The 25,326-nt window shown below is 65.5% G+C and carries 26 protein-coding genes; 11 read left to right on the plus strand and 15 right to left on the minus strand.

The genetic code is table 11. The features are described 5' to 3' along the window. Positions 1 to 83: 83 nt before the first annotated feature. Entirely contained in the window at positions 84 to 341 is a 258-nt protein-coding gene (locus PMI04_RS12800) for a hypothetical protein (RefSeq protein ID WP_007707506.1), read from the minus strand. Positions 342 to 501: 160 nt separating this feature from the next. Beyond that, positions 502 to 1,380, minus strand: coding sequence for a phosphoserine phosphatase SerB (serB, locus tag PMI04_RS12805; RefSeq protein WP_037485775.1), 879 nt, complete (start codon positions 1,378 to 1,380; stop codon positions 502 to 504). On the opposite strand from serB, the gene miaA reads away from it, so the two are divergent. The 8 genes from miaA (at position 1,379) to leuA (ending at position 9,424) form a co-directional block, all read left to right on the plus strand. Continuing rightward, the gene (gene miaA, locus PMI04_RS12810; RefSeq protein ID WP_007707512.1) at positions 1,379 to 2,323 is read left to right on the plus strand and encodes a tRNA (adenosine(37)-N6)-dimethylallyltransferase MiaA; all 945 of its coding nucleotides are present in this window, start codon (positions 1,379 to 1,381) and stop codon (positions 2,321 to 2,323) included. The two genes, serB and miaA, sit on opposite strands and share 2 nt — an antisense overlap. A gap of 104 nt (positions 2,324 to 2,427) precedes the next feature. After that, entirely contained in the window at positions 2,428 to 4,179 is a 1,752-nt protein-coding gene (locus tag PMI04_RS12815) for an acetolactate synthase 3 large subunit (RefSeq protein ID WP_007707515.1), read from the plus strand. A gap of 10 nt (positions 4,180 to 4,189) precedes the next feature. After that, the gene (locus PMI04_RS12820) at positions 4,190 to 4,549 is read left to right on the plus strand and encodes a hypothetical protein (RefSeq protein ID WP_007707518.1); all 360 of its coding nucleotides are present in this window, start codon (positions 4,190 to 4,192) and stop codon (positions 4,547 to 4,549) included. Then, entirely contained in the window at positions 4,549 to 5,064 is a 516-nt protein-coding gene (gene ilvN / locus PMI04_RS12825) for an acetolactate synthase small subunit (RefSeq protein WP_007707522.1), read from the plus strand. Before PMI04_RS12820 ends, ilvN begins: the two co-directional genes overlap by 1 nt. Before the next feature lie 89 nt (positions 5,065 to 5,153). Further along, positions 5,154 to 6,173, plus strand: a complete 1,020-nt coding sequence (gene ilvC, locus PMI04_RS12830; protein WP_007707524.1) for a ketol-acid reductoisomerase — start codon at positions 5,154 to 5,156, stop codon at positions 6,171 to 6,173. A gap of 114 nt (positions 6,174 to 6,287) precedes the next feature. Then, the gene (locus PMI04_RS12835) at positions 6,288 to 6,905 is read left to right on the plus strand and encodes a YceI family protein (protein WP_007707526.1); all 618 of its coding nucleotides are present in this window, start codon (positions 6,288 to 6,290) and stop codon (positions 6,903 to 6,905) included. Positions 6,906 to 6,909: 4 nt separating this feature from the next. Further along, on the plus strand, positions 6,910 to 7,518 hold the full coding sequence (locus PMI04_RS12840) for a YceI family protein (protein ID WP_007707529.1): 609 nt from the start codon (positions 6,910 to 6,912) through the stop codon (positions 7,516 to 7,518). Between the two features lie 232 nt (positions 7,519 to 7,750). Next, on the plus strand, positions 7,751 to 9,424 hold the full coding sequence (gene leuA, locus PMI04_RS12845; protein WP_007707532.1) for a 2-isopropylmalate synthase: 1,674 nt from the start codon (positions 7,751 to 7,753) through the stop codon (positions 9,422 to 9,424). A 116-nt stretch (positions 9,425 to 9,540) separates the two neighbouring features. On the opposite strand, the gene PMI04_RS12850 is transcribed toward leuA, so the two are convergent. Continuing rightward, positions 9,541 to 10,866 (minus strand): M20/M25/M40 family metallo-hydrolase, encoded by a 1,326-nt coding sequence (locus PMI04_RS12850; protein ID WP_037485813.1) that lies wholly within the window; start codon positions 10,864 to 10,866, stop codon positions 9,541 to 9,543. 250 nt (positions 10,867 to 11,116) lie between these two features. Here PMI04_RS12850 and PMI04_RS12855 point away from each other — a divergent pair, with 250 nt between their 5' ends. Continuing rightward, on the plus strand, positions 11,117 to 12,418 hold the full coding sequence (locus PMI04_RS12855) for a dicarboxylate/amino acid:cation symporter (RefSeq protein WP_007707541.1): 1,302 nt from the start codon (positions 11,117 to 11,119) through the stop codon (positions 12,416 to 12,418). Between the two features lie 12 nt (positions 12,419 to 12,430). Here the strand turns inward: PMI04_RS12855 and PMI04_RS12860 are convergent, their stop codons facing one another. Beyond that, a complete protein-coding gene (locus PMI04_RS12860; RefSeq protein ID WP_007707544.1) occupies positions 12,431 to 13,081 on the minus strand; it encodes a response regulator transcription factor in 651 nt (216 codons plus the stop codon). Positions 13,082 to 13,475: 394 nt separating this feature from the next. Between PMI04_RS12860 and PMI04_RS12865 the strand changes: the two genes are divergently transcribed. Then, positions 13,476 to 14,453 carry a transporter gene (locus PMI04_RS12865; RefSeq protein WP_007707548.1) on the plus strand — a complete coding sequence of 326 codons (978 nt, stop codon included), beginning with the start codon at positions 13,476 to 13,478 and terminating at the stop codon, positions 14,451 to 14,453. Between the two features lies 1 nt (position 14,454). Here the strand turns inward: PMI04_RS12865 and PMI04_RS12870 are convergent, their stop codons facing one another. Both PMI04_RS12870 and PMI04_RS12875 read right to left on the minus strand, forming a co-directional pair. Continuing rightward, positions 14,455 to 16,959, minus strand: a complete 2,505-nt coding sequence (locus PMI04_RS12870) for an FtsX-like permease family protein (RefSeq protein WP_007707550.1) — start codon at positions 16,957 to 16,959, stop codon at positions 14,455 to 14,457. Further along, positions 16,956 to 17,645: an ATP-binding cassette domain-containing protein gene (locus PMI04_RS12875; protein WP_007707553.1), complete on the minus strand. Its 690-nt coding sequence runs from the start codon at positions 17,643 to 17,645 to the stop codon at positions 16,956 to 16,958. The genes PMI04_RS12870 and PMI04_RS12875 overlap by 4 nt, the downstream gene beginning before the upstream one ends. On the opposite strand from PMI04_RS12875, the gene PMI04_RS12880 reads away from it, so the two are divergent. Further along, positions 17,644 to 18,366: an arylesterase gene (locus PMI04_RS12880; protein WP_037485781.1), complete on the plus strand. Its 723-nt coding sequence runs from the start codon at positions 17,644 to 17,646 to the stop codon at positions 18,364 to 18,366. The two genes, PMI04_RS12875 and PMI04_RS12880, sit on opposite strands and share 2 nt — an antisense overlap. Before the next feature lie 393 nt (positions 18,367 to 18,759). Here the strand turns inward: PMI04_RS12880 and PMI04_RS12885 are convergent, their stop codons facing one another. From PMI04_RS12885 to gspG, 9 genes are all read right to left on the minus strand, one after another. Next, a complete protein-coding gene (locus PMI04_RS12885) occupies positions 18,760 to 19,506 on the minus strand; it encodes an A24 family peptidase (RefSeq protein ID WP_007713510.1) in 747 nt (248 codons plus the stop codon). Then, on the minus strand, positions 19,503 to 20,225 hold the full coding sequence (gene gspN / locus PMI04_RS12890; protein ID WP_007713508.1) for a type II secretion system protein N: 723 nt from the start codon (positions 20,223 to 20,225) through the stop codon (positions 19,503 to 19,505). The genes PMI04_RS12885 and gspN overlap by 4 nt, the downstream gene beginning before the upstream one ends. After that, positions 20,222 to 20,710 (minus strand): type II secretion system protein M, encoded by a 489-nt coding sequence (locus PMI04_RS12895; protein WP_007713507.1) that lies wholly within the window; start codon positions 20,708 to 20,710, stop codon positions 20,222 to 20,224. Before PMI04_RS12895 ends, gspN begins: the two co-directional genes overlap by 4 nt. Beyond that, positions 20,707 to 21,825 carry a type II secretion system protein GspL gene (gspL, locus tag PMI04_RS12900; RefSeq protein ID WP_007713506.1) on the minus strand — a complete coding sequence of 373 codons (1,119 nt, stop codon included), beginning with the start codon at positions 21,823 to 21,825 and terminating at the stop codon, positions 20,707 to 20,709. Before gspL ends, PMI04_RS12895 begins: the two co-directional genes overlap by 4 nt. After that, positions 21,822 to 22,817, minus strand: coding sequence for a type II secretion system minor pseudopilin GspK (gene gspK, locus PMI04_RS12905; RefSeq protein WP_007713505.1), 996 nt, complete (start codon positions 22,815 to 22,817; stop codon positions 21,822 to 21,824). The genes gspL and gspK overlap by 4 nt, the downstream gene beginning before the upstream one ends. After that, entirely contained in the window at positions 22,804 to 23,466 is a 663-nt protein-coding gene (gspJ, locus tag PMI04_RS12910; protein WP_007713504.1) for a type II secretion system minor pseudopilin GspJ, read from the minus strand. Before gspJ ends, gspK begins: the two co-directional genes overlap by 14 nt. Continuing rightward, positions 23,466 to 23,870 carry a type II secretion system minor pseudopilin GspI gene (gene gspI, locus PMI04_RS12915; RefSeq protein ID WP_007713503.1) on the minus strand — a complete coding sequence of 135 codons (405 nt, stop codon included), beginning with the start codon at positions 23,868 to 23,870 and terminating at the stop codon, positions 23,466 to 23,468. The genes gspJ and gspI overlap by 1 nt, the downstream gene beginning before the upstream one ends. 208 nt (positions 23,871 to 24,078) lie before the next feature. Further along, positions 24,079 to 24,528 carry a GspH/FimT family pseudopilin gene (locus tag PMI04_RS12920; RefSeq protein ID WP_349293600.1) on the minus strand — a complete coding sequence of 150 codons (450 nt, stop codon included), beginning with the start codon at positions 24,526 to 24,528 and terminating at the stop codon, positions 24,079 to 24,081. A gap of 268 nt (positions 24,529 to 24,796) precedes the next feature. Then, complete coding sequence (gene gspG, locus PMI04_RS12925; protein WP_007713500.1) at positions 24,797 to 25,315, minus strand: type II secretion system major pseudopilin GspG; 519 nt, start codon at positions 25,313 to 25,315, stop codon at positions 24,797 to 24,799. Positions 25,316 to 25,326: the final 11 nt, after the last annotated feature.

The raw sequence follows: 25,326 nt of genomic DNA on the forward strand, positions 1-25,326 counted from the left end.
ACCGGCGATCAGGGCGGCGAGGATCAGGAAAGCGGGATTTCGGGGGGCGCGGCGGGACTGCCGCGCCCGGAAAGAAGGATTGCTCAGCCGCGTTCTCCGGAACGGGGCGGTGCCGGCGGCGGCGGTGGCGGCGGACAGGGCGGACCCTGGACCGGGTGATAGATGCCATCGGCAGTGTAATAGCCGTCGACATAGCCATCGCCATTGCGGTCGGCGGCCACGGTACCGGCGATCGCACCCGGCCCGAGCGGCGGCGCACTGGTCACCGGCGCATCATTTTTCGAGCAGGCGCTCAGCGCCAGCAGGCTACCGGCGACCAGCGCCATTGTCTGGATTTTCATATCATCTCCCTGTGCGTCCCGATCCTGTCGCGACGCCAATTGGACCCACTGCCGGGATGCAGTGCGACGACAACGGTTCAGGGGCGAAATGGAATCCATTACCCTTGTGCAATGACGGCAGGACGTGCCTCAAGCGCGCCCAGCCGTTGGACATATGGGATCAGTCGCGGACCCAGTCGGCCGAAGCGATCCCCTGCGCGTAGAGCAGCACCGACAAGTCGCCATGGATGATCTCGGCCGCCGCCGCCGCGCGGGTCTTGGGCTTGGCATGATAGGCGACGCCCAGCCCCGCCCCTTCGATCATCGGAATGTCATTGGCGCCGTCGCCCACCGCCAGCGTCAGCGCACGGTCGATGCCGCCGTCGATTGCGGCCTCCAGTTCGGTGCGCTTGCGCGCGGCATCGACGATCGGCATGGTGACGGTGCCAAGCAGCGCGCCATCGGCGATCTCCAGCACATTGGCGACATGGACGTCGAAGCCGATTTCCGCCGCCACCGGCCCGGTGAAGCGGGTGAATCCCCCCGACACGAGCAGCGTCCGGGCGCCCCGCGCCTTCATCGTGCGCACCAGTTCGCGCGCGCCGCCCATGATCACCACCCGCTCCTCGCGGCACTGGTCGATCGCGCTGTCGGGCAATCCTTTCAGCAGAGCGACACGGCCATGCAGCGCACCTTCGAAATCCAGTTCGCCGCGCATCGCCCGTTCGGTGATCTCGGCGATCTGCGGCTTGATCCCGGCATAATCGGCCAGCTCGTCGATGCACTCGACCGTGATCATGGTCGAATCCATGTCGGCGATCAGCAGCGTCTTCTCGCGCCCTGCCGCCATCTGCACGATCACGTCGACGCGGTCGCCAATGTCGGTCAGCGCGGCGCGGGCGGTAACGGGATCGCTGCCAAAGAAAATATCCGCCGCCTTGCCCTCGTCCAGCCAGACGCTATCGACCGGGGCGCAGCCGGCAGAGGCCAGCCGTCCGGCCGCTTCGGCAATATCCGCCTGTTTCAGGGTCTCAACTGCCACTAAGGTCGCGACGAACATGTCAAACTCCGAACCAGAAACAGGCGAATCCCGCCCACCGGTCGCGCTTATTGCCGGGCCGACCGCCAGCGGCAAGAGCGCGCTCGCCGTCCGCCTGGCCCAGATCGCCGACGGCGTCGTCATCAACGCGGACGCCAGCCAGGTCTATGCCGACCTGGCGATCCTGTCCGCCCGCCCGTCGCAAGCGGAAATGGGCGGCGTGCCCCATCGCCTGTTCGGCCATATCGACGGAGCGGAAGCGTGCTCCGCCGCGCGCTGGGCGGCCGAGGCCAGGGCAGAGATCGATGCGGCCCATGCGGCCGGCAAGCTGCCCGTGCTGGTCGGCGGCACCGGCCTTTATATACGGACCTTGCTCGACGGCATCGCGCCGGTGCCGGACATCGACGCCGACATCCGTGCCACCGTGCGCGCCATGCCGGTGGCGCAGGCGCATGAAGCGCTGCGCATCGAAGATCCGGAGGCTGCCGCCCGCCTCGCCCCGGCCGACACCACCCGTGTTGCCCGCGCGCTGGAGGTGGTGCGATCGACCGGCAAGCCGCTGAAGATATGGCAGCAGCACAAGCAGGGCGGCATCGCCGACCGCATCAGCCTATCCCCGATGATCCTGCTGCCGCCGCGCGACTGGCTGATCGAGCGCTGCGACCGGCGGTTCGCGCAGATGATCGATCAGGGCGCCGTTGCCGAAGTGGAGGCCCTGCTGCCGCGCAATCTCAATCCCGACCTGCCGGTGATGCGGGCGATCGGCGTGCCGGACATCGCCGCCTGGCTCAAAGGTGACAGCGATCGTGACACCATGATGGCCCGCGGCCAGCTCGCCACCCGCCAATATGCCAAGCGGCAATATACCTGGTTCTCCAACCAGCCGCCGCAGGACTGGCGCCGCGAAAGAAGACCGATTGATGCTGAAATTACCAATGAATTGGCAATTAAATTACAACAATAGGGGTTGACCACGCATTTTATGTCCTCTAGAGGCAGGCGCCTTGCCAATGCGGGCGCGACGGCGCAGACCCGCGAGCCAGCATCTTAAAAAAGAGGAGTTTCATCGTGGCCGAAAAGAGCGGCGCGGACATTTTGGTCGAATGCCTGGTTGATCTGGGCGTCGAAGTTGTGTTCGGCTATCCGGGCGGCGCCGTGCTGCCCATCTATGACGCGCTCTATAATCACCCCACGATCAAGCATGTCCTAGTACGCCATGAACAGGGCGCGACCCACATGGCGGAGGGCTATGCCCGCTCGACCGGCAAGCCCGGCGTCGTCCTGGTCACGTCCGGCCCGGGCGCGACCAATGCCGTCACCGGCATCACCGACGCGCTGCTCGATTCGATCCCGATGGTCGTCATTACCGGCCAGGTGCCCACGCAACTGATCGGCACCGACGCCTTCCAGGAAGCGGACACGGTCGGCATCACGCGCCACTGCACCAAGCATAATTATCTGGTGAAGGACCCTGCCAAGCTGGCCGGCGTCGTCCATGAGGCATTCCACATCGCCACCACCGGCCGCCCCGGCCCGGTCGTCGTCGACATTCCCAAAAATGTCCAGATCGCGACCGCGCCCTATGCCCGGCCGGAACTGAAGGTCCATGCCAGCTATCATCCGCAGACCAAGGCGGATGCCAGCGCGATCGACGCGGCGGTCGAGATGCTGGCGGCAGCGGAACGGCCGATCTTCTACACCGGCGGCGGTGTCATCAATTCGGGTCCGCAGGCCAGCGCCTTGCTGCGCGAACTGGCGGCGATGACCGGCGCGCCGGTCACATCGACCCTGATGGGCCTGGGCGCCTTCCCCGCATCCTCCGACCAGTGGGTCGGCATGCTGGGCATGCACGGCACCTACGAAGCCAATTGGGCGATGAACCAGGCGGACCTCATCATCTGCATCGGCGCGCGTTTCGACGATCGCGTCACCGGCCGGCTGGACGCCTTCGCGCCCAACAGCCGCAAGGTGCATATCGATATCGACCGCAGCTCGATCAACAAGATCGTCGACGTCGATGTCGCGGTCGTCGCCGATGTCGGCAGCGCGCTGGAGGATATGATCGCCCTGTGGAAGCAGCGCGGCCATGAAAAGGCGGACCTGTCGGCCTGGTGGGCGCGGATCGCCGAATGGCGCGCCAAGAAGAGCCTGTCCTATCCCGACAGCGGCAGCGAGATCATGCCGCAAAAGGCGATCGCGGACCTTTACAAGGCCACCCGCGCGACCGGCAAGGACATCATCATCACCACCGAAGTCGGCCAGCATCAGATGTGGGCCGCCCAGCATTTCGGTTTTGAAGAGCCGAACAAGTGGCTGACATCCGGGGGCCTTGGCACCATGGGCTATGGCTTCCCTGCCGCCATCGGCGCGCAGATGGGCAATCCCGACAGCATCAGCATCTGCATCGCCGGCGACGCATCGATCCAGATGAACATCCAGGAAATGGGCACCGCGACCCAATATCGCCTTCCGGTGAAGATCTTCATCCTGAACAATGAATATATGGGCATGGTCCGCCAGTGGCAGGAACTGACCTATGAAAGCCGCTATTCCAACAGCTATTCCGACAGCCTGCCCGACTTCGTGAAGCTGGGCGAAGCCTATGGCTGGACCGGCATCCGCATCGAAGGACCGCAGGAACTGGAGGCCGGCATCCGCCAGATGCTGGAAACCGACGGCCCCGTGATCGTCGATTGCCGCGTGGCAAAGCTCTCCAACTGCTTCCCGATGATCCCGTCGGGCGCAGCCCATACCGACATGCTGCTCGATCCCAACCAGATCGAGGGTGTCATGTCGGACGAGGCCAAGGCGCTGGTTTAAGGGTCGGAGCGTGACGCAACATCTGAAGCTCCGCATCCATGTGACGGAGCCCTGGGATTTCGAGCGCAGCGCCGGGTCGGCCGAACTGACCGGCTGGACCATCGATCATGTCGATCCCGACAATGAGGAATGGGAAGTGCATCTCGATCAGGGTTTTGATTTCAACGAGCGGCATTTCGGCACCTTGCTGGTCAGCCCGCGCTATGTGGGCGAGCATCTTTCGCGGATGCTGGACGCGGTGGCGGGTTTCCCCGTTCGCCTCGCCCACCGGCAGGATGGAGATTGGCATTTCGCCTTTGCGGCGATGATTTCGCAGCGCCACGACGACAAGGACGGGCGCGCAGATATGGATAACGGGGCAAGCATCTGATGCATATCCACGAAGAACAGAGCGAGCGGCACGTCCTGTCGCTGACGGTGTCGAACGAGGCGGGCATATTGGCCCGCATCGCCGGCCTGTTCACCGCACGCGGCTATAATATCGACAGCCTGACCGTGGCCGACATTACCGACGACCATGCAATCAGCCGCATCACCATCGTCACCAACGGCCCGCCCAAGGTGATCGACCAGATCATCGCCCAGCTCGACCGGCTGGTGCCGGTGCACAAGGTGACCGACCTGACCGACGCCGGTCCGTTCGTCGAGCGCGAACTGGCGCTGGTCAAGGTCGCCGGCACCGGCGATCACCGGATCGAGGCCCTGCGCCTGGCCGATGTGTTCCGTGCCAAGGTGGTCGACACCACCATCGAAAGCTTCATCTTCGAGATCACCGGCACGACCGAGAAGATCGACAATTTCGTCGGCCTGATGCGCCAGGTCGGCCTGGTCGAGGTCGGTCGCACCGGCGTCGCCGGCCTGATCCGCGGCAAGGAGCCGGCCTGACATTCCATTCCGCGCCGTCACAGGCGGCGTTTCTTTCCACCACTATTGTCTAACGCCCCCTGCATGGGGGGACGAGAAGGGGTTTTCCAATGAAGGTTTATTACGATCGCGACGCGGACATCGGCCTGATCAAGGGCAAGAAGGTCGCCATATTGGGCTATGGTTCGCAGGGCCACGCCCATGCACAGAATCTGCGCGACTCCGGCGTTGCCGATGTCGCCATCGCACTGCGCCCCGGTTCGCCCAGCGCCAAGAAGGCCGAAGGCGCCGGTTTCAAGGTGCTGCCGAACAAGGAAGCCGCCCAGTGGGCCGACGTGCTGATGATCCTGGCGCCCGACGAGCACCAGGCCGCCATCTATGAAGCCGACATCAAGGGCAATCTGCGCCCCGGCGCCGCGCTCGCCTTCGCCCATGGCCTGAACATCCATTTCGGCCTGATCGAAGTCCCCGCCGACATCGACGTCATCATGATCGCGCCCAAGGGTCCGGGCCACACCGTGCGCGGCGAATATCAGCGCGGCGGCGGCGTCCCCTGCCTGATCGCCGTCCATCAGGACGCGACCGGCAACGCCCATGACATCGCCCTGTCCTATGCTTCGGGCGTCGGCGGCGGCCGCAGCGGCATCATCGAAACCAACTTCCGCGAGGAATGCGAAACCGACCTGTTCGGCGAGCAGGCCGTGCTGTGCGGCGGCGCCACCGCGCTGGTCCAGGCCGGTTTTGAAACCCTGGTCGAAGCCGGCTACGCGCCGGAAATGGCCTATTTCGAGTGCCTGCACGAGCTGAAGCTGATCGTCGACCTGATGTATGAAGGCGGCATCGCCGACATGCGCTACTCGATCTCGAACACCGCCGAATATGGCGACATCAAGACCGGCCCGCGCATCATCACCGAGGAAACCAAGAAGGAAATGAAGCGCGTTCTGGCCGACATCCAGTCGGGCCGCTTCGTCAAGGACTTCATCCTCGACAACCGCGCCGGCCAGCCGGAACTGAAGGCTTCGCGCAAGCAGGCTGCCGCCCACCAGATCGAAAAGACCGGTTCGCAGCTGCGCGCCATGATGCCCTGGATCGGCGCCAACAAGCTGGTCAACAAGGACAAGAACTAAGCCTTTCGCGCACCGGAAACGGAACGATCCGTTTCCGGTTACGCCTCTGGAACAATCGAGGGACGTGGCATATTCTGTGCCTCGTCCCTTGAATGCTTTTGGAGAGCGTTTCCCATGCGCAAATATCTCATTCCCGCCGCGGCCCTGATCGCTGTTGCCGGTGGCACCGTCGTGATCGCCCAGGGCGCAGCCGCCCCCGGCACCAAGGATGTCGCCAAGGTTACTGGCGGCACCTATCAGGTCGAGCCGACCCACACCCAGATCGTCTTCGCCTATGATCATATGGGCTTCACCAACAATATGGGCGTCATCGCCCAGCCGACCGGCACCCTGACCCTCGACAAGGCGAACCCCGCCGCCTCCAAGGTGTCGATCGATGTGCCCGTCGCCAATCTCAAGACCGGCATTCCGGCACTCGACGAGCATCTGATGAAGCCGGAATTCTTCGATTCAGCCAAGTTCGCGACCGCCAAGTTCGTGTCGACCAGCGTGAAGCCGGATGGCGCCACCGGGGCCGACATCAGCGGCAACCTGACCATCAAGGGCATCACCAAGCCGGTGACGCTGGACGCCGAATTTTATGGCGCTGGCGCCAACCCGATGAACAAGAAGGAAAATGTCGGCTTCGTCGCGACCGGCAAGATCAAGCGTAGCGATTTCGGCATGGGCTATGGCGTGCCCATGGTCGGCGACGATATCGAACTGAAGATCATCGTCGCCTTCCAGAAGTGATGTGATGATCCCCCGCCCGGCCCGCGCGATCCTCCTTCTGGGCCTGATCGCGTGCGCGCCGGCGGCGGCTGCCCCGGCCGGGGAGGCATCCAGCCTCTTCGGCCCCGGCCGCTATCTGGTCGATAGCCAGGCGACCAAGGTGCATTTCCATGTGAAGGCACTGGCCGGCAGCTATGCAGGGGATTTCGTTGAGCCCGAAGGGGGCGTCGTGATCGACCCTGCTCATCCGGATCGCGCCGATGTCGACATCCGCTTCCCGATCGAGAAGATGACCACCGGCGACGCATCGACCGACGCCATGTTGAAGGGCGACAGCTTTTTCGACATGGCCCGATTTCCGACCGTCCGCTTCGTCGCGAGGGAAGCGCCGCTCGCGGGCAGCGCAAGTGCATCCATCATTCCGGGTGAACTCACCATGCACGGCCAGACGCGTGCGGTATCCCTATCCGTCCGCCTGACCGGCGTCACGCCCGACGAAGCGCCCGGCATCGCCACCCTCCATTTCAGCGGCAGCATGACTGTCGAGCGCAGCCAATATGGCATGGGCTTTGGCCGCCCCTTCGTGTCCGACAAGGTCGACCTCACCATCGACGCAATTTTCCGTCGCACCTGACGCCGCGTTCGCAAGAAACGGCTTTACCCCTGCCCCTGTCTGCGGTTATGGGGACAGCATCATGCAGAGCGTCGCGCTTCTTACCCTGCTACGACTTACACGCCCTTAGGCGTGGCTTTTGTGCTGCCTTCCGGCTAAGGGCAGCGTCGATCCGCCTAAGGGCATTCATCACAGTCAAGTCGTACCCCGGGAGCGCGCAATAGCGTCCCGTGCCAGGAAGTAGTTTGATCCCATGATGCTGACCGATCCTTCGCAGAAATACCGCCCCTTCCCCCAGGTGGACCTGCCCAATCGCCAATGGCCCTCCAAGGTCATCACCAAGGCGCCCCGCTGGCTGTCGACCGACATGCGCGACGGCAACCAGTCGCTGATCGACCCGATGAACGCGGAGAAGAAGCGCCGCTTCTTCGACCTGCTGGTCAAGGTTGGCGTCAAGGAGATCGAGGTCGGCTTCCCCGCCGCCGGCGCGACCGAGTTCGATTTCATCTCGGGCCTGGTCAAGGACGGCGCGATCCCCGACGACGTGATGCCCCAGGTGCTGACCCAGGCGCGCGAAGACCTGATCGCCACCACCTTCGAAAGCCTGCGCGGTGCGAAACAGGCGATCGTCCATGTCTATAACGCGATCTCGCCGGCCTGGCGCAACATCGTGTTCCAGATGGAACGGCCCGAAATCAAGCAGATCGCGATCAACGCCGCCAAGCTGCTGCGCGACAATGCGGCGCGCATGCCCGACACCGACTGGCATTTCGAATATAGCCCCGAAACCTTCTCGACCGCCGAGCTGGATTTCAGCCTGGAATGCTGCGAGGCGGTGATGGACATTCTGCAGCCGACGCCGGAACGGCCGCTGATCCTGAACCTGCCCGCCACCGTCGAGTGCGCGACCCCCAACATCTATGCCGACCAGATCGAATGGATCTGCCGCAACATCTCGCGCCGTGACAGCGTGGTGATCTCGCTGCACACCCATAATGACCGGGGCACCGGCGTTGCCGCCGCGGAACTGGGCATCATGGCCGGCGCCGACCGCGTCGAAGGCTGCCTGTTCGGCAATGGCGAACGCACCGGCAATTGCGACCTGGTGACCGTCGCGCTCAACATGTACACGCAGGGCATCGACCCGGAACTGGACTTCAGCGACATCGACGAAGTCATCCAGACCGTCGAATATTGCAACCAGCTGCCCGTCCACCCGCGCCACCCCTATGCCGGCGAACTGGTGTTCACCGCCTTCTCAGGTTCGCATCAGGACGCGATCAAGAAGGGCTTTGCCGCGCAGGAAGCGCGCAACGACCTGTTCTGGAACGTCCCCTATCTGCCGATCGATCCCAAGGATCTGGGCCGCGACTATGAAGCGGTGATCCGCGTCAATTCGCAGTCGGGCAAGGGCGGCGTCGCCTGGGTGCTGCAGCAGGACAAGGGTTACAAGCTGCCCAAGCGGATGCAGGCCGACTTTTCGAAGGTGGTGCAGGCGCTGGCCGACCAGTCGAGCCGCGAACTCAACGCCGCCGACATCTCGGCCGCGTTCGACAATTATTATCACCAGACTGGCGACCAGGCCTACAGCCTGATCGACTATCATGAGAGCGGCAGCGCGGGCGACCGCATCTTCACCGGCAAGATCGTCCATGAAGGCGGTGAGCGCTCGATCTCGGGTCGCGGCAACGGCCTCATCTCGTCGGTGCTGGCCGCACTGCGCGACGAACTGGGCGTGGTCCTCGACGTCGCCGACTATAATGAGCACGCCATCGGCGCCGGCACCGACGTGAACGCCGCCGCCTATGTCGAATGCCGCACCGCCGACGGCCGCACCGTCTTCGGCATCGGCACCGACAGCGACGTCGCGACCGCCTCGGTCAAGGCCGTCCTTTCGGCCGCCAATGCGGTGGCCGTGCGGGGCTGATATCCATCCGTTCGCCCTGAGCGAAGTCGAAGGGCACGGCCCACCATCGGAAGGCCACTTCGCTTCGCTCAGTGTCGGGCTTCGACTTCGCTCAGCCCGAACGGAAAGGATAGCCGTTACTTCGCCAGCGCCCGCACCACGCTGTCCCACTGGGCCAGCGAGGCGGCAATGCCCGCCACCGGCACCCGTTCATTGAGGCCATGGGCAAAGCCGTCCTCGGCCTTCATGAACAGGCTGGAGACGCCATAGCTGGGCACGCCCAGCGCGCGGAAATAGAGGCTGTCGGTCGCGCCGGCCGACATGCCCGGCATCACCGTGATCGCGGGCGAGCGCGCCTTGATCGCGGCGGCCACGGCCTTCACCACATCGTCGCGCAATGGCGAGGCATCGCTTCCGGTCGGGTCGTTGAGCGTGGTGAAGGTCGCGCTTTGATCATCCACCACCTTGACCAGCTGCGCCTTCACGTCGTCGATCTTCACGCCGGGGAAGATGCGGCAATTGACGCTGACCTTGGCGCTTTGCGGCAGCGCATTGAGCGCATGGCCGCCCGACAGCATGGTCGCGACGCAGGTGGTGCGGACCTGCCCGACAAATTCCGGTCGGCTCGACAGCAGTTCCGCAGAGGCCGGATCCTGGGTCGCGGCATAGAGGCGCATCGCCTCTCCCACATCGCCGCCGATCCGTTGCGCCGACAGGCTGAGCGACGCCTTGGTCAGTTCGTTGATCATCGGCGGGAACTGATAGGCCGCGATCCGGTCGATCGCCTTGGCCAGCCGATAGATCGGGTTGCCCGGCGTCGGCGCGCTCGAATGACCGCCCGGATCGGTCAAGCCGATCTCGAAATCGGCATAGGTCTTCTCGCCCGCCTGCAACTGGTAGAGGACGGGCTTGCCACTCTCGTCGAGCAGGCCGCCACCGCCATCGCCGTTCAGCAGCAGCTCGGCATCCTTGTACTTGGCCGCCAGCGCCTTGGTGGTGACCATGTTGGTTTCCTCGTCGCCCGACAAGAGCAGGATGACGGTGCGGCGCGGGGTCCAGCCCTCCTTCTTGAGCTGCGCCAGCGTCGCGACCATCATCGCGACATCATATTTGTTATCTTCGGACCCGCGCCCGAAAATATAGCCATCCTCTTCGACCGGGACGAAGGGATCGCGCGTCCAGTCGGCGCGATCGGCGGCCACCACATCCATATGACCGATCATCAGCATGGGCTTCAGGCTGGGATCACGCCCCTTGATCGTCGCCGCCAGGGTCGCGGTCTCGCCCATCGGGGTGATGACGATATCGGCGTCGGCAAAGCCCGCCTGTTTCAGCACCGAGGCATAATAGGCGGCCAGCCCGGGCACCTGCCCCGCGCCCTCGACCGTCCTGAACGCGACCGATTTCTTCAGAATCTCCTTGGCCACGCCCGCATCCGCTGCCGCCTGTGCGCCAACCGGCATTGCCAGCCCCCTCCGGCCAGCATCGCCCCCGCCAGCAATATCCCCCGCAATTGCATATATTTATACTCCTTTATGGACCCGTACGGCGATTGTGGCATAGCGGATCGCGTCGTTCCATGCGTTTGATCGGACGGCGCGCGGAAAGAGGGCCACCTTATCCGCACTGAACCCCTTGAAAGAATTGCTTGCGCGCAATCGGACCGATGCCATCCGATATAGCGCGCCGGTCGTCCAAAGGAATAAAGCCATCATGGCCCTCAATTATCGCAGCTTCGGCTTCCAGGTTCTGCTCGGCATGGTCGTGGGCCTTGCCCTTGGTCTCGTCGCGCGCCAGATCGGCGCAGGCCCCGATGGCGACCTCAACTGGCTGGCGACCACGCTCAAGACGGTCGGATCGATCTTCGTCTCGCTGTTGAAGGCGATCGTGCCGCCCTTGGTCTTCGCCGCGATCGTCGCGTCGATCGCCAATCTGCGCGCACTCGACAATGCCGCCCGCCTCGCCGGCCAGACCCTGCTCTGGTTCGCGATCACCGCGCTGATCGCGGTCAGCATCGGCCTTGCGATCGGCCTCATCGTCCAGCCGGGTGCGGGCCTGCACGGCACCGCGCTTGCCATGGGCAAGGCGGATTCGGTCGGCGGCTGGCTCGATTTCCTCAAGGGCCTCGTCCCCGGCAATAGCCTGGCCCTGTCGGCCGGCACCAAGATCACCGACGGCAGCGCCAGCACCAGCATCTCGTTCAACATCCTGCAATTGCTGGTCATCTCGATCGCGGTCGGCCTCGCCACGCTGAAGGTCGGCGACAAGGCGGAGCCCTTCCTCTCCTTCGTCCGCTCACTGCTCGCCGTCGTCCGCGCGATCCTGGGCTGGGTCATCCGCCTGACCCCGATCGGCTCGGCCGCGCTGATCGGCACCGCCATCGCGACCTATGGCTGGAGCGCGCTGGCCCAACTCGGCACCTTCACCGCCGCCATCTATCTCGGCCTCGGCCTCGTCCTGCTGGTCGTCTATCCGCTGCTGCTGATCGCCAATGGCCTGAAACCCGGCCCCTTCTTCGCCAAGGCCTGGCCGGCGATCCAACTCGCCTTCGTCTCGCGCTCGTCGGTCGGCACCCTGCCGGTGACCGAGACCGTGACCGAGCGGCTGGGCGTCGACAAGGGCTATGCCGCCTTCGCGATCCCGCTCGCCTCGACCACCAAGATGGACGGCTGCGCCTCCATCTATCCGGCGCTGGCGGCGATCTTCGTCGCGGGCTTCTATGGCATCCCGCTGCACTTCATCGACTATGTGCTGATCGTCTTCGTCTCGGTCATCGGCTCGGCCGCGACCGCTGGCCTGACCGGCGCGATCGTGATGCTGACGCTGACCCTCTCGACGCTCGGCCTGCCGCTCGAAGGCGCCGGCCTGTTGCTGGCGATCGACCCGATCCTCGACATGGGCCGCACCGCCGTCAACGTCGCGGGCCAGGTGCTGGTCGGCGTGATCGTCGCCAAGCGCGAGGGCATTCTCGACGAGAGCGCCTATTATGGCGAGGGCGAACTGGTCGCCGCCTGACGGCGGCGCGGTTCAGGGTTCGACGATATTGTTGCGCACCGCATAGCGCACCAGTTCGGCGGTGGTGCCAAGCTTCAGCTTGTGCATCGCCGCCGCGCGGTGGGTTTCCACCGTCTTCACGCTGATTTCGAGCAAATGGGCGATCTGCTTGTTGATCTTGCCCTCGGCAATCAACTGTACGATCTCCCGCTCACGCGGGGTAAGCGTGGCGACATTGCCCCCGGCCATGCTGCTTTTGACAAAATGGTCGAGCAGCGTTTCGGAAATGGCCGCCGAAAAATAGGGCTTGCGAACGGCCAGCGCTTCCACCGCCGACAGCAGATGCGGGCCATTGTCGGACTTGAGCACATAACCGCGCGCGCCGGCCCGCAGCACTTCGACCAGCAAATCCTCCCGATCGTGCATCGTATAGATCAGGATTTCGATCCGCGGAAATTCATGCTTGAGCGCGCGCGTCAGTTCCAGGCCATTCATCAACGGCAGGGAATAGTCGAGAATTGCGATATCAGGCTGGGTCTCACGCGCGGCCTTGAGCGCTTCATGCCCGTCGGATGCCTCTGCCACGATCTGCCAGTGGTCATGGGCTTCCAGGAACGTCCGGACCCCCTGCCTCAGGGCCTCATGGTCGTCGGCAATCAGTATCCGATGTAATGGCCTTCCCATGATCTAACCCCTGTTAATCGATGAGTGCGGTCTGCCATGGGGCAGACAGCCATCATCGCGGCGCTGCGGCAGGACACAATGCGGGTTTCCCCGAGCATTGCGCAAGATAACCCCCATCCGCCGCCGTCCTCCCCATTTTTCTCGTCACCGGCCTATGCTGAACGAACAGGCACATGCCGCTTGATCGGACGCAACCCTGCCATAGCCCCACGTGACAAGCGAGGGATAAGCTTGGTTATCGCCGGATAGGGAAACATCTAGCATAATTATCGGCGCCGCGACGCATGCGACCAATCCCGGGAAATGTCGGGAAATGTCCCGATGGTCCATTGCCCCCGCACAAGAGATGATTGCCCGACTTTCATCCCCGCAGGGGCCAACGGGTATTAGAGCCATGTATCATCATCTGAAGACCTGTCTCACCATCGCTTCCCTGCCGCTGGCCGCACTGTGCGGAACGGCCCATGCTTCGGAAGGAGGCAGCAGTCTTTACCTGCTGGGTTCCGGCGGTCCGGGAACGGCGGTCATGCCGCCGCTGGAGGGCGTATATTTCGACGACAGCGTCTATATCTACAATGGCAGTGCAGGCGCCGACAAGCAGTTCGTCGTCGGCGGCAACGTCGTTGCGGGTCTGGACGCGACGATCGTCGGGGATTTCCTCACGACCCTTGCGGTTCCATCGACAAATTTCCTGGGTGGCACGTTGGCGATCGGCGCGATCGTCCCGGTGGGCGCACCGATGCTCGACGTCAACGCCGTCATTACCGGTCCTCTCGGGAACCAGCGCAGCATCAATGTCCATGATTCGGCGCTCGTCGTCGGCGATCCGGTGGGCACGGTCATGCTCGGCTGGAAGGCAGGCAAGCTGAACATCCAGGCCAGTACGCTGGTCAACGTCCCGATCGGCCATTATCGCGAAGACCAGTTGGCCAATCTCGCCTTTCACCGCTGGGCGGTTGACGGCTCGCTGGCGCTCAGCTGGCATGACGATGCGTCAGGCTGGGACATTTCGGGCAAGGGCGGCGTCACCTTCAACGGCAAGAACGACTATACCGACTATAATAGCGGTAACGAGTTCCACCTCGAAGGCGCGGTGGAAAAGGCCTTGTCGAAGAAATTCTCGATGGGCGTCCAGGGCTATTGGCTCAAGCAGATCAGCGATGACACGGGCGCCGGCGCACGTCTTGGCGCCTTTCGGGGCGAGATCGCCGGCGTCGGCGCAACCGCCGCGCTCAACGTCGTGATGGGACGCTCTCCCGCGACCTTCCGCCTGCGCGCTTTCAAGGAATTTGACGCCACCAACCGGCTGGAAGGCGAAGCCTTCTTCCTGAGCCTCAGCCTGCCACTCTATATGAAGATGCCCAAACAATAGGCTATAGCTGACGCAGTGCCCGAGCCGGGCGCACCGACATCAGCGGGAGGGAGCCGGCCAGACCGATGCCCAGCGTCAACACCGCTCCGCCCGCCAGCGTCGCCAGCATGACGGGCCAGTCGGGCGCCCAGCCGAAATCGAAGACCCGGACCACGACATAGGCGGCCGCTCCCGTTCCCAGCAGCAAGGCGATGGCCGACAGCAATAGCGCCAACAGTCCATATTCCAGGGCTTGCGCGCCCAATATCTGACCGCGCGTCGCCCCCAGCAGCTTCAACACCACGCTGTCGTAGCTGCGGCTCTGGCGTGATGCCGCGATCGCGCCGATCAGCACGGCCACCCCCGCCAATATGGTCACCGACGCCGCCGCCAGGATCGCCCCGGACATCTGGTCGAGTAGCGCCGATACCTGGCCGATCACCTCGCCCACCTCGATCACCGACGCGCCGGGGAAGGCGGCGAGCAAGGCAGTCGTCATCGCCGCCTCGCGCCCCTTCTCCATCGTGATCGTCGCGGTCAGGCTGTGCGGCGCGGCGGCCAGCGTGTTGGGCGAGAAGACCAGCATATAATTGAATCCCATCGTGTCCCAGTTGACCTTGCGCAGCGACGCGATCCGCGCCTCGATCGGCCGGCCCAATATCGTGACGGTCATGCTGTCGCCGACGCCGACGCCCAGCGCATGCGCCTGTTCGGCGTCTACCGACAGCAGCGGTGGCCCGGCATAGTCCCGGGGCCACCATTGGCCGGCCTCCAGCTCGCTGCCGGCGGGCAGGGTCTCGCTATAGGTCACGCCGCGCTCGCCGCGCAAAATCCAGGCGCCCTCCGGCTTTTCCTTCAGCGCCACGACCGGTTTGCCGCCATAGGCGGTGACCGTCCCGCGCAGGGTGGGCACGATATTCAGTTCGGCGCCGGGAGCATGCAGCGCCGCCAGCAGCCGCAATTGCGGCTCTCCGGTCGCGGGCAGGTCGAGCACGAAGAGGTTGGGCGCCCGTTTCGGCACGGTGCGGGCAATTTCCGCCTGCACGCTGGTCTGGATGCCAGCCAGCGTCACGAACAGGGTAAGCGCCAGACCGAGCGCGACGACCAGTGCCGCCGTCTGGGCACCGGGCCGATACAGGTTGGCGATCGCCAGCCGCAACAAGGGACGCCGCGGCCGCCGCACCCGCCGGGCCAGCAGGCGCACGCCTTGCCCCAACAGCAACAGCAACAGCAGCACTCCCGCCACCGCCCCCAGCACGGCCGCTGCAAACAGCGGCGCGCGCGCCGTCAACAGGGTGATGGCGATCAGGACGGCAACGGCCATGCCGACCAGCATCACCGTGCGTCGGTCGATCCGGCGACGCGGGGCGATCAGGGCGCGCAGGATCGCGGCGACCGGCTCGGTCCGGGCCTGTGCCAGCGGCGGCAGGGTGAAGATCAGCGCGATCAGCGCGCCATATATGCCACTGGTCAGAAGCGGCAGAAGATGCAGCTGGAAACCGGGCTGGACCGGCAGCATCCCACCAGCCAGCGCGACCAGCAATGGCGGCAACAAAGCCCCCGCGGCAAGCCCCGCAAAGATGGCCAATCCCGCCACCGCCCCCAACTGCAGCATATAGATGCGTGCGATATCGGCCGATGTTGCCCCCAGCACCTTCAGCGTCGCCAGGCTGCCGCGCTTGATCGCCAGATAGGATGCGACGCCGTTGCTCACGCCAATCCCCGCGATCACCAGCGCCGCAAGGCCGATCAGCGAGAGAAACTGGCCCATATTCTCGATGAAGCGATTGGTGCCCGGCGCCGCCCGATCGCGATCCTTATATTCCCAACCCTGCGCCGCATAGCGCTGCTCCAGCCGCTCGCGCACTGCCTGGGCATCGCTGCCGGCAGGCAGGCGCAGCCGATATTTCGCGCGATAGAGGCTACCCGGCTGGACCAGCGCGGTGCGTTCCATACCCTGCATCGAGACGATCGCCACCGGCCCCAGGGTAAAGCCCTCGCCTACCCGATCGGGTTCATCGGCGATGATGCCAGAGACGGAAAAATCCGCCTGGCCATAGCGCAATCGATCGCCCGGCTTCAGTTCCAGCCGCTGCGCCAGCGCCGGGCCGATGAGGATAGTGTCTGCCGCCAGCGGGGCATAGCGTCCCTGCGCCAGGGTCAGCGCGCCATAGAGCGGATAGGCGTCGTCCACGCCCTTGAGTTCGGTCAGCAAAGGCTGCGCCCCGGCCTTTTGCGCCATGGCGCGCATCCGTACCGTCTCGCTCACCCTGCCCAGCCGGGCGATCGCCTGCCGATCCCCGGCATCCATCAGCCGCTGGCTCATCGCGATCTCGACATCGCCGCCCAGGATCGCCTGCCCCCGCCCGGCAATCTCGCCGGTGATCGCGCTGGTCAGGCTGCCGATCGCCGCCAGCGTCATCACGCCCAGGAACAGACAGACGAACAGCAGCCGCAGCCCCCGGAACCCGGCATGCAGATCGCGCCGCGCAATCCGCCAGCTTGCCCCCCAGCCCAATGTCGTCACGCGGCGACCTCGCCGCTCAACTGGCCGTCGCGCATCTCGACGGTCCGGTCGCACCGCGCCGCCAGCGCCGGATCATGGGTGATGATCAGCAGGGTCGCGCCGCTGGCCTGTTGCCGGGCGAACAGCAGGTCGATGATCGCCGTGCCGGTCGCCTGGTCCAGATTGCCGGTGGGTTCGTCCGCGAACAATATCGCCGGATCGGGCGCCATGGCCCGGGCGATCGCCACGCGCTGCTGCTCGCCGCCCGATAGCTGGGCGGGATAATGGGACAGGCGATGGCCCAGGCCCACCGCCGTCAATTCCCGCGCCGCCCGCTCGAACGGATCGGCCAGCCCCGCCAGTTCCAGCGGCACGGCGACATTTTCCAGCGCCGTCATCGTCGGCAACAGATGGAAGGATTGCAGGATGATGCCGATCCGCCCGCGCCGCGCCCGCGCCAGCCCATCCTCGTCGAGCGCGCGATAATCGACGCCGGCCACGCTGACCGTGCCACCGCTCGCCTGCTCCAGCCCCGACAGGATCGCCATCAGCGACGACTTGCCCGATCCCGACGCGCCCAATATCGCCAGGCTCTCGCCGCGACGAATATCCAGGTCGATGCCCTTCAATATCTGCGTGTTGCCGAGCGAGAGGGTGACATTGCGCGCCTGGATCGCGATATGGGGGGCATCGATGGTCGCATGCATGAAGAAGGAAGGCTCCTTGGCGAACGGTTTCCGGCTATATGGGTTCTCGCTGCTGCTTGTCCAACTGCTCGCCGCCTGTTCCCCAACGAAGCAAGAGGCGCTTCCCGCCGCCGCCGATAATGCAGCGAACATGACAGCGAAGGCGACACAGCCAATCGCTGATGGCAAGCTGGTCGTCGTGTTCGGCGACAGCCTCTATGCCGGCTATAATCTTCAGCAGGATCAGGGCTTTGCACCCATCCTTGAACAAGCCCTGTCAAAACAGGGGATCAAGGCCCATGTTGTCAATGCCGGCGTGTCGGGCGACACTAGCGCCGATGGCCTCGCCCGCCTCGCCTTCGGTCTCGACGGCCTGCCGCGCAAGCCCGACCTGGTCCTCGTGGGCCTGGGCGGTAATGACATGCTGCGTGGCCTCAGCCCACAGGCGACCCGGACCAATATCGACGCCATCCTGACCGAACTCGCCAAGCGCGGCATTCCCGCGATGCTGACCGGCATGATGGCCTCGCCCAATATGGGGCCGGACTATGCCGCCGCCTTCAACCCGATCTACCCGGACCTGGCGAAGAAGCATGGCGTGCCGCTCTACCCCTTCTTCCTCGACGGCGTGATCGGCCAGCGCAGCCTGCTGCTGCCCGACGGCATCCACCCCAACCCGCAAGGCGTCCAGCGCATCACCGCCAAGGTCGCGCCATTGGTGGCCAGGCGATTGCGGGAATAGGCAGCGAGGGGAAATCGGGCACCTGTCAAACGGCCGAAATGGGTGGGAAGCGGACTGCCTGGTGTCAGTCTGGAACGGAGCAATTTTGGTCAGTGCCACATGCTGATTGCGGCTAACCCAAAAATAAGCGCCAGTGCGGTTAGTCGCCCTGCATACATCCAATACAACATCGGCTCCCCTTGGCGCATAGGCGAGAGACCGTAAGAAGGCATTTGCCCAGCTATAAGGCCGCGCGCTAGCAGCGCAGCAAATAAAACCGCCCCAGCCAGCAGGAAAATAGCTGCGTTCATATCGTCCGGTTATGGCGGCTCAACAGTTGGCTATCAATGTCTAAAAATGGTCGTATTTGCCCGTCTGAACTTACCCACCCGGCCTAGATAATCTCGTCACTCTCTAGATCAGCCCCCGCACAATCCAGCCCGGCAGCGTCGCGATCGCCAGCAAAGTCCCCAGCGGCACCCGGCTCTGCCCCTGCACCGCCCGGCCCAGCGCCAGCGCGACCAGCGCTCCCGCCAGCCCCAGCAACGCCGCGATCAGCAGGATGAAGGGCAGCGCCTGCCAGCCCAGCCAGGCGCCGATCGCGCCGAGCAGCTTCGCGTCGCCCAGCCCCAGCCCTTCGCGCCCGCGCAGCGCGCGATAGCCAAGCGCGATCGCCAGCAGCCCCAGATAGCCCGCCGCCGCGCCGATCACCCGGTCGACCAGCGCGACGTCGGTGGTCCACAGCCCCAGGGTGAAGCCGAGGAAAGCGAGTGGCAGGGTCAGCGCATCGGGCAGCCAGAAATGGCGCCAGTCCAGCAGCGCCAGGGTCAGCAGCATCCAGCCGAGCAGCGCCCAGCCGATGCCGCCCAGATCCGGCACGAAGCCCAGCGCCAGCGCGCCGATGATGGCGCAGCCCGCCTCCACCCGGCCATGGAGCGGATCGATCGCCGCGCCACAGGTCCGGCATCGGCCGCGCTGCACCAGCGCGCTCAGCATCGGCACCAGATCGATCGGCCCCAGCATCCGGCCACAGCCGTCACAGGCCGACCGGCCGCGCATCACGCCCCGCCCCTGCGGCCAGCGCAGGATCAGGGTGGCAAGGAAGCTGCCCGCGATCGCGCCCGCGACCGCGCCGACCAGGGCCGCCCAGGGATCGATCACAGCGTCCCTTCGACCTTCAGCACATAGGCGTTACCGACCGTGGCGAAGCCCGCTTGGCCCAGTGTCCCGGCCAGCGCCGGGTCAGCGGTTTCCACCCGCATTTCGGCGGTATAGCGGCCCGACCGCCAGATGCGCAGATTGATCTTCTCCATCCCCGACTGGCTGACCAGCGGCAGCAGCAGCGCGTCACCATCGCAGGCGACCGTACCCGACAGCCCCTGCGACAGGTTCAGCCCGACAATCTGCGTCGCCATCCGCGCCCGCACCCGGCCTTCGGCATGGCCACAGACATCGCCGGAAAAATAGCCGCTGACATCCTCCATCATCAGCCCGCTGACCGGCAGCGGCGCGAAGGTGCGGCCCAGCGGCACCGCCCCTGTCACATCGTCGATGCCGATCCGGCCGAGCCCGACGGTCAGCGCACCCTGTATATCGTCAGGCTGGCCCTTGGTCCGGGCAATGTCGAACCGCGCCCGGCCGACCAGCAGCGATAGCGGCGACAGGCCGGCGCGCACCGACCCCATCGGCATTTCGCCCAGCATCAGCTGGTCGATCCGCCCGCTCCACACGCTGCCGCGTATCTCGCGCGCGGCTAGGCCCAGCCGGTCAAGCTGCGCCAGCCCCAGCGCCACCCGCATCGGCAGGAAGACGATCAGGCCGAATATGAACAACGCGATCAGGATGATGCGCATCCGGCGCGACAGGATCAGACCCTTCATTGGCCGCCTCCCCGCACCAGCACCGCCTGTACCGACACGCTGCCCGCCGTCGGCGAAGGCCGTGCGCTCATCGTCTCGACGCGCAGCCCCTGCGCCTCCAGCCCGGCGATCCAGCTCATCATCGCCGTCGGACGAACCGATGCGATGGCGATTTCCATCCGGTCATTGCCCTGCGGCTGCGCCCGTTCCAGCGTCAACCCGGCTTCGCCCGCACTCTGGCCGACAAACTGCTCGATCGGGATGGCCGGGCCGGTCGGCGCGGGCCTGCGCGGCAAAGCTTTCAGCAGCTTCACCTTGGCGCGGATCGCCGCATTGCGATCGGTCGCTTCGCTTAAGGCTTCGCGGGCGGAACGCTGCGCATGGGTCAGCGGCCGCGCCACGCCCAGCCACAATATCACCACCGCCAGCAGCGCGAACATCACGCCCAGCATCCACTGCTCGCGCGGCGATCGCTCGGTCCAATAGGCTTTCATCCTGTCCATCATGACCGCACCGTAATATCTGCCAGCGTGCGCCCGCCCGGATCCTGGGACGGGGTCGCCGTGATCGTGTAACCGGCCGCCTGCAGCGCCAGCAACACGATGTTGATGTCATCCGCCTTGGCCGCGGCCAGCGTCGCGCGCAGCATGCCGTCGGGATCGCGCGACAGCGACGTCAGCGACACGCCCGGCGCATCCTGCATCGCGCTCATCAGGCCGGCGACCGGCGCGGTGAAGGCATAGGCGCCAGCTCCGCGCGCAGCGAGTTGCCGGTCCATCTCCGCCTCGACCTGCATCACATCGCTCGCATCGGGCAGCACCTGCCGGGCTAGGCCCAGGCTTTGGTCATCGACCTGGCTGGCGGCGACATTCTGCCGTACCAACGTCACCAGGCTGAGGAGCAGGCTCGCCAGCAGGATCAGCCCGCACCAGATCGCGATCCGGCCCAGCACCCGCGCGTCGATCTGCCGCCTGACCCGCTTGGCGAAATCGCCCTGGCGCAGGTCGATCGGCGGCGCATCGAGCGCGGCGACGATCTGCGCATCGATCTCTTCGGCTGCGACCGCTCGCACCGGCGCATTGCCGATCAGTTCGGGCAGCGCCATGTCGCCGGTCAGCGCCATGTCCGGGCCGCGCAAGACCGGCATTCCAGCAATCATTCCGGATACGAAACCATTATCGCTTTCCGGCAGCAGCAGCGCGGCCGGCACGATGATGTCCGGGTCCAGCCCATGATGCTGTGCCCAGAGCAGCCAATGCTGCATGTCGCTGCGCGCTGCGACCGCCACGATATGCGGCCGGGCCGGATCGTCATTCTCGTCGGCGGCGGCGAACAACTGGTCGGACGGCAGGATCGCGCCGGCCAGCGCGCCCAGCCGCGCAGCAGCGCGTCCCTGCCGCGCGGGCAGGTCGGGATGCGACACCCAGTGCAGCGCCACCAGCGCGGCCGGTGGCACCAGCATCACCCGCGCCCTGTCGGGCAGCGCGGCCAGGCCACAGGCAGCCAGCCAGTTGGCGCCCGTGCCGGTCTGGACGATCGCGCCATCCACCACACGCATCCATGTCGGCGCGTCCTCCGCCCCTTCGGGCAGGGCAAGGATCAGGGCATCGGCTGCGCTCATGCGCCCGCCCCCCAATCACGCCGCAACAGCACCACCGGCTGCTGTCGCGCATCGATCAGGCCGCGCTCCACTATCTCGGTTCCCCCCACATTCACCGACACATCCACTCTGAAAAATCCCGTCGTCAACTTGACCTGTTCGGCCACCTCGGCGAGCGGGCTGAGCCCCGCCAGCGAGGGCATAGCCCAGAATTGCACCGTGCTGCCGTAGCCGTCCGCCGGTCGCTGCGCCAGCAATTGCCGCGCCTGGGCGATACTCAGTTGCCCGGGCAGCAGCATCGCGAACAGCGGCGCCTGATCGGGCAGCAAGGTATTGATATTGATCGGCGAAAGATCCGACGTCGGCAGCGCACAGACCCAGGGCCGCACCAGATCGTAGATCGCCGGCGTAATGCCGTTCACCGCGCGCAGTTCGCTGGCGTCGACCATGAAGCGGTTGCCCGTGCGATAGGGCCGCGCTGCGCGGGCATAGGTCTCGTCCTCCGCGCCGCCCGGCTGGGGCGCGCTGTCGGTGTCGATCCAGTCGGCAAGCGAAGCGGCGGCGGCCTGCGCCTGGCGCGCATCGATGCCCAGCGCCTGCAACAGTCCCTGAAATTGCGATACGCCGACCGGACGGACCTTCAGGTTATTCTCATTGTCGCCGGCGACGACGCTGTTGAGGTTGAAGCAGTTGCCGCCATCGGTCACCCTCGCCGTCGCGATACCGCCGGGCACCGGGATCGCCTGCGGCGTGCCCATCCAGTTGCCCGCCAAGGTCGTCTTGCCGGGGCTGGCCGCGATCAGGTCACCGATCTTCAGCCGCGCGATCACCATGCCGGCATCGGCATAGGCCCGCCCCTGGTCGACCGCGCCGCCATTGCCGGTCATCCGCGTCGCCAGCGCCACCCGCTCCAGCGCGGTTGCCGCCACCACCGCCATCACCGCGACCAGCAGCAATACGGTCAGCAGCGCGGCGCCGCGTTCTTCGGGACGGTTGGGATCAGGTCGCCGCATTGGCCGCCTCCATATCCTCGGGCAGCGCTTCCTTGGGACCGGGCGCCACCAGGAAGCGGAGCGTCACCGGCGGCTCGCCGGTGCGCGTCACCATCATTTCCACCGCACGCGGCATCAGGTCGGGCTGGCCCGGCGTCCAATCCTCGCGCCATTCGCCCTCCCCATCGCGGAAGCGCAGCGTCACCTCCTCGACATGGTCGAGCAGCGCCGCCGGCTCGTCACCCGCCGCGCCGTCGATCTGGGCATAGCCGCGTCGTTCGAGCCGGCCCTGCCGCACCCAATATTCGACCTTCTGCAAGGACGGCCGGGGCAGATCGCCAAGATTGTCCCATCCGCCGCGCACGAACTGCATCACCGGCTGTTCCTCGCCATCGCGATGCGCCCAGAAGGCCGGCGCCAGCGTCCCCGCCTCGGTGCGGCTGATGCGCGGCACCGCCTGCCCCAGATCGGCCGACAGCGCGCCCGCAGCCCGCTGGATCGCCGCCATGTCGTCCAGCCGCGCCTTGACCTGCGCCTGCGCCGACACGCTGTTGCCGAGCAGCAGCACGCCCGCCGCCGCCAGCATCGCAAAGATCATCAGCGCGACGAGCAGCTCGATGAGGGTAAAACCTTGTTCATCCCGTCCCCGTTGTGGCTTCTCCGGCCTCATCACTCCACCTCCCGCAGGAAGCTGAGCACCACCGGCGACGCACCCGGCTGGCCGTCGACCACCAGATCGACTTGCAACAGCCTTTTGTCCTCGGTCGCCTTGACGGTGCGGGTCCAGTGCCAGCGGCGACCGCCATTCTCGACCTCGCCATCCTCCTCGCCCACGGAGGGCGGAGCGACATCGCTCTCTACCTCGACCATCAGGTTGCGGGCGACGATCTGGCCCAGCGCCTTGCTGTCGAGATCGGCGGCGGTGCGCAGCGTCACCCCCTGCAACCGCACCAGCGCCAGCGCCGCGAGGCTGAACACCGCCAGCGCGACCAGCATTTCGAGCAGCGTGAAGCCGTTTTCGGCGGAACGCCTCAAAGGCGTGAAGCCGTTTTCGGCGGAACGCTTCAAAGACATGAAGCCCTGTTGGGCGGAACGCCTACCCCAATCACCGTCGTCATCCCGGACTTGATCCGGGATCCATTCGGCGCTCCATCGCCGGGCGTGGAGCCCTGTTGGGCGGAACCCATAGAAGAGGTGAAGCCCTGTTGGGCGAAACGCTCCAAAGCGCAGCGCCGAATGGATCCTGACTTTCGTCAGGATGACGGAAGAAAAGGGCCGCCGATCAACCACCGACCGCGACCTTTCCGGCCATGTCGACGCTGACCTGCACCCGCTCCGCCTCGCGCGCCAGGGTAATGGTCAGCGGATCGGTGGGCAGGCCGGTGCCGTCAAAGGCGATCTGCTGGCGGCCATCCTTGCCGACGAGCGCCCGCGTGCCGGTCTTCCAGTTGGTGCTGACGAAGGGGTTTTCCTCCATCGGCACCCATTGGCCGCCCTCGCGGCGCTGGAAGCCATAGCCCGAGGCCGAGACCCACACACCCATCGGGCGCGCGGTGACGACCGCTTCATCGCGCGCGGCGGCTACGCGCGCGGCAAAGCGATCGGCATCATCGACGATCCGCCCGCGCGGATCGGGAATGGCGATCACCACGGCAGCCGAAATGAAACCGATGATCGTCAGCACGACCATCAGTTCTATCAGCGTGAAGCCGTGTTCGGCGGAACGCTTCAAAGGCGTGAAGCCGTGTTCGGCGGAACGCTTCAAAGGCGTGAAGCCCTGTTGGGCGGAACGTTTCAAAGCCGTAAAGCCGTGTTCGGCGGAACGGCCGTCCCGCTCACCGCCGTCATCCCGGACTTGATCCGGGATCCATTCGGCGCTCCGCTCACGACGCAGCGCCGAATGGATCCTGACTTTCGTCAGGATGACGGCAGGAGAAATCCGCCGGTCAGCCACCGTCATCCACCGTCCGGCCATCAAGGCCCGCGGAAGGCGCGCGCCTTCACAGTTCGCTGGAATAGATGTCCGCATTTTCATTCTCGCCACCCGGCTGGCCATCGGCGCCCAGCGAGCTGATGTCGAACGCGCCCTTCCTGCCCGGCACGGTGTAGATATAGGCGCGCCCCCACGGGTCCTGCGGCAGCTTCTTGATATAGCCGCCGCGGCGATAGCGCTGCGGCTGCGCCAGCGAGGCGGGCGGATTGAGCAGCGCCTGCAGCCCGTCCGACGCGGCGGGATAGGTCAGGTTGTCGAGGCGATATTGCTCCAGCGCCTGTTCGATGGTCGAAATGTCGGCCTTGGCCTTCTCGACGCGGGCGGTGTCGGTCGCGGGGATGACGTTGATCGCCACGATCGTCGCCAGCAGGCCGATGATGACGATCACGACCATCAGTTCGACCAGCGTGAAGCCGTGTTCGGCGGAACGCCTCGCAGACGTGAAGCCGTCTTCGGCGGAACGGCGGGGGGCATGCTGTGCCTCTCGTTCGATCAGCGCGGCCCGGATCTTGTTCAACTTCAGCATATTCTACTCCT

Source organism: Sphingobium sp. AP49, from assembly GCF_000281715.2.
Lineage (GTDB): Bacteria > Pseudomonadota > Alphaproteobacteria > Sphingomonadales > Sphingomonadaceae > Sphingobium.

Bases quoted from the DNA above. Each gene is read 5' to 3' on its own strand.
- PMI04_RS12850 (WP_037485813.1), bottom strand. From the start codon at position 10,866: ATGCCGGTTGGCGCACAGGCGGCAGCGGATGCGGGCGTGGCCAAGGAG.
- PMI04_RS12840 (WP_007707529.1), top strand. From the start codon at position 6,910: ATGATCCCCCGCCCGGCCCGCGCGATCCTCCTTCTGGGCCTGATCGCG.
- PMI04_RS12800 (WP_007707506.1), bottom strand. From the start codon at position 341: ATGAAAATCCAGACAATGGCGCTGGTCGCCGGTAGCCTGCTGGCGCTG.
- ilvC (WP_007707524.1), top strand. From the start codon at position 5,154: ATGAAGGTTTATTACGATCGCGACGCGGACATCGGCCTGATCAAGGGC.
- PMI04_RS12860 (WP_007707544.1), bottom strand. From the start codon at position 13,081: ATGGGAAGGCCATTACATCGGATACTGATTGCCGACGACCATGAGGCC.
- gspN (WP_007713508.1), bottom strand. From the start codon at position 20,225: ATGAAGGGTCTGATCCTGTCGCGCCGGATGCGCATCATCCTGATCGCG.
- gspK (WP_007713505.1), bottom strand. From the start codon at position 22,817: ATGCGGCGACCTGATCCCAACCGTCCCGAAGAACGCGGCGCCGCGCTG.
- PMI04_RS12875 (WP_007707553.1), bottom strand. From the start codon at position 17,645: ATGCATGCGACCATCGATGCCCCCCATATCGCGATCCAGGCGCGCAAT.
- gspI (WP_007713503.1), bottom strand. From the start codon at position 23,870: ATGTCTTTGAAGCGTTCCGCCGAAAACGGCTTCACGCCTTTGAGGCGT.
- miaA (WP_007707512.1), top strand. From the start codon at position 1,379: ATGTCAAACTCCGAACCAGAAACAGGCGAATCCCGCCCACCGGTCGCG.
- PMI04_RS12865 (WP_007707548.1), top strand. From the start codon at position 13,476: ATGTATCATCATCTGAAGACCTGTCTCACCATCGCTTCCCTGCCGCTG.
- PMI04_RS12855 (WP_007707541.1), top strand. From the start codon at position 11,117: ATGGCCCTCAATTATCGCAGCTTCGGCTTCCAGGTTCTGCTCGGCATG.
- gspJ (WP_007713504.1), bottom strand. From the start codon at position 23,466: ATGAGGCCGGAGAAGCCACAACGGGGACGGGATGAACAAGGTTTTACC.
- ilvN (WP_007707522.1), top strand. From the start codon at position 4,549: ATGCATATCCACGAAGAACAGAGCGAGCGGCACGTCCTGTCGCTGACG.
- serB (WP_037485775.1), bottom strand. From the start codon at position 1,380: ATGTTCGTCGCGACCTTAGTGGCAGTTGAGACCCTGAAACAGGCGGAT.
- PMI04_RS12835 (WP_007707526.1), top strand. From the start codon at position 6,288: ATGCGCAAATATCTCATTCCCGCCGCGGCCCTGATCGCTGTTGCCGGT.
- PMI04_RS12880 (WP_037485781.1), top strand. From the start codon at position 17,644: ATGAAGAAGGAAGGCTCCTTGGCGAACGGTTTCCGGCTATATGGGTTC.
- gspL (WP_007713506.1), bottom strand. From the start codon at position 21,825: ATGAGCGCAGCCGATGCCCTGATCCTTGCCCTGCCCGAAGGGGCGGAG.
- gspG (WP_007713500.1), bottom strand. From the start codon at position 25,315: ATGCTGAAGTTGAACAAGATCCGGGCCGCGCTGATCGAACGAGAGGCA.
- leuA (WP_007707532.1), top strand. From the start codon at position 7,751: ATGATGCTGACCGATCCTTCGCAGAAATACCGCCCCTTCCCCCAGGTG.
- PMI04_RS12895 (WP_007713507.1), bottom strand. From the start codon at position 20,710: ATGATGGACAGGATGAAAGCCTATTGGACCGAGCGATCGCCGCGCGAG.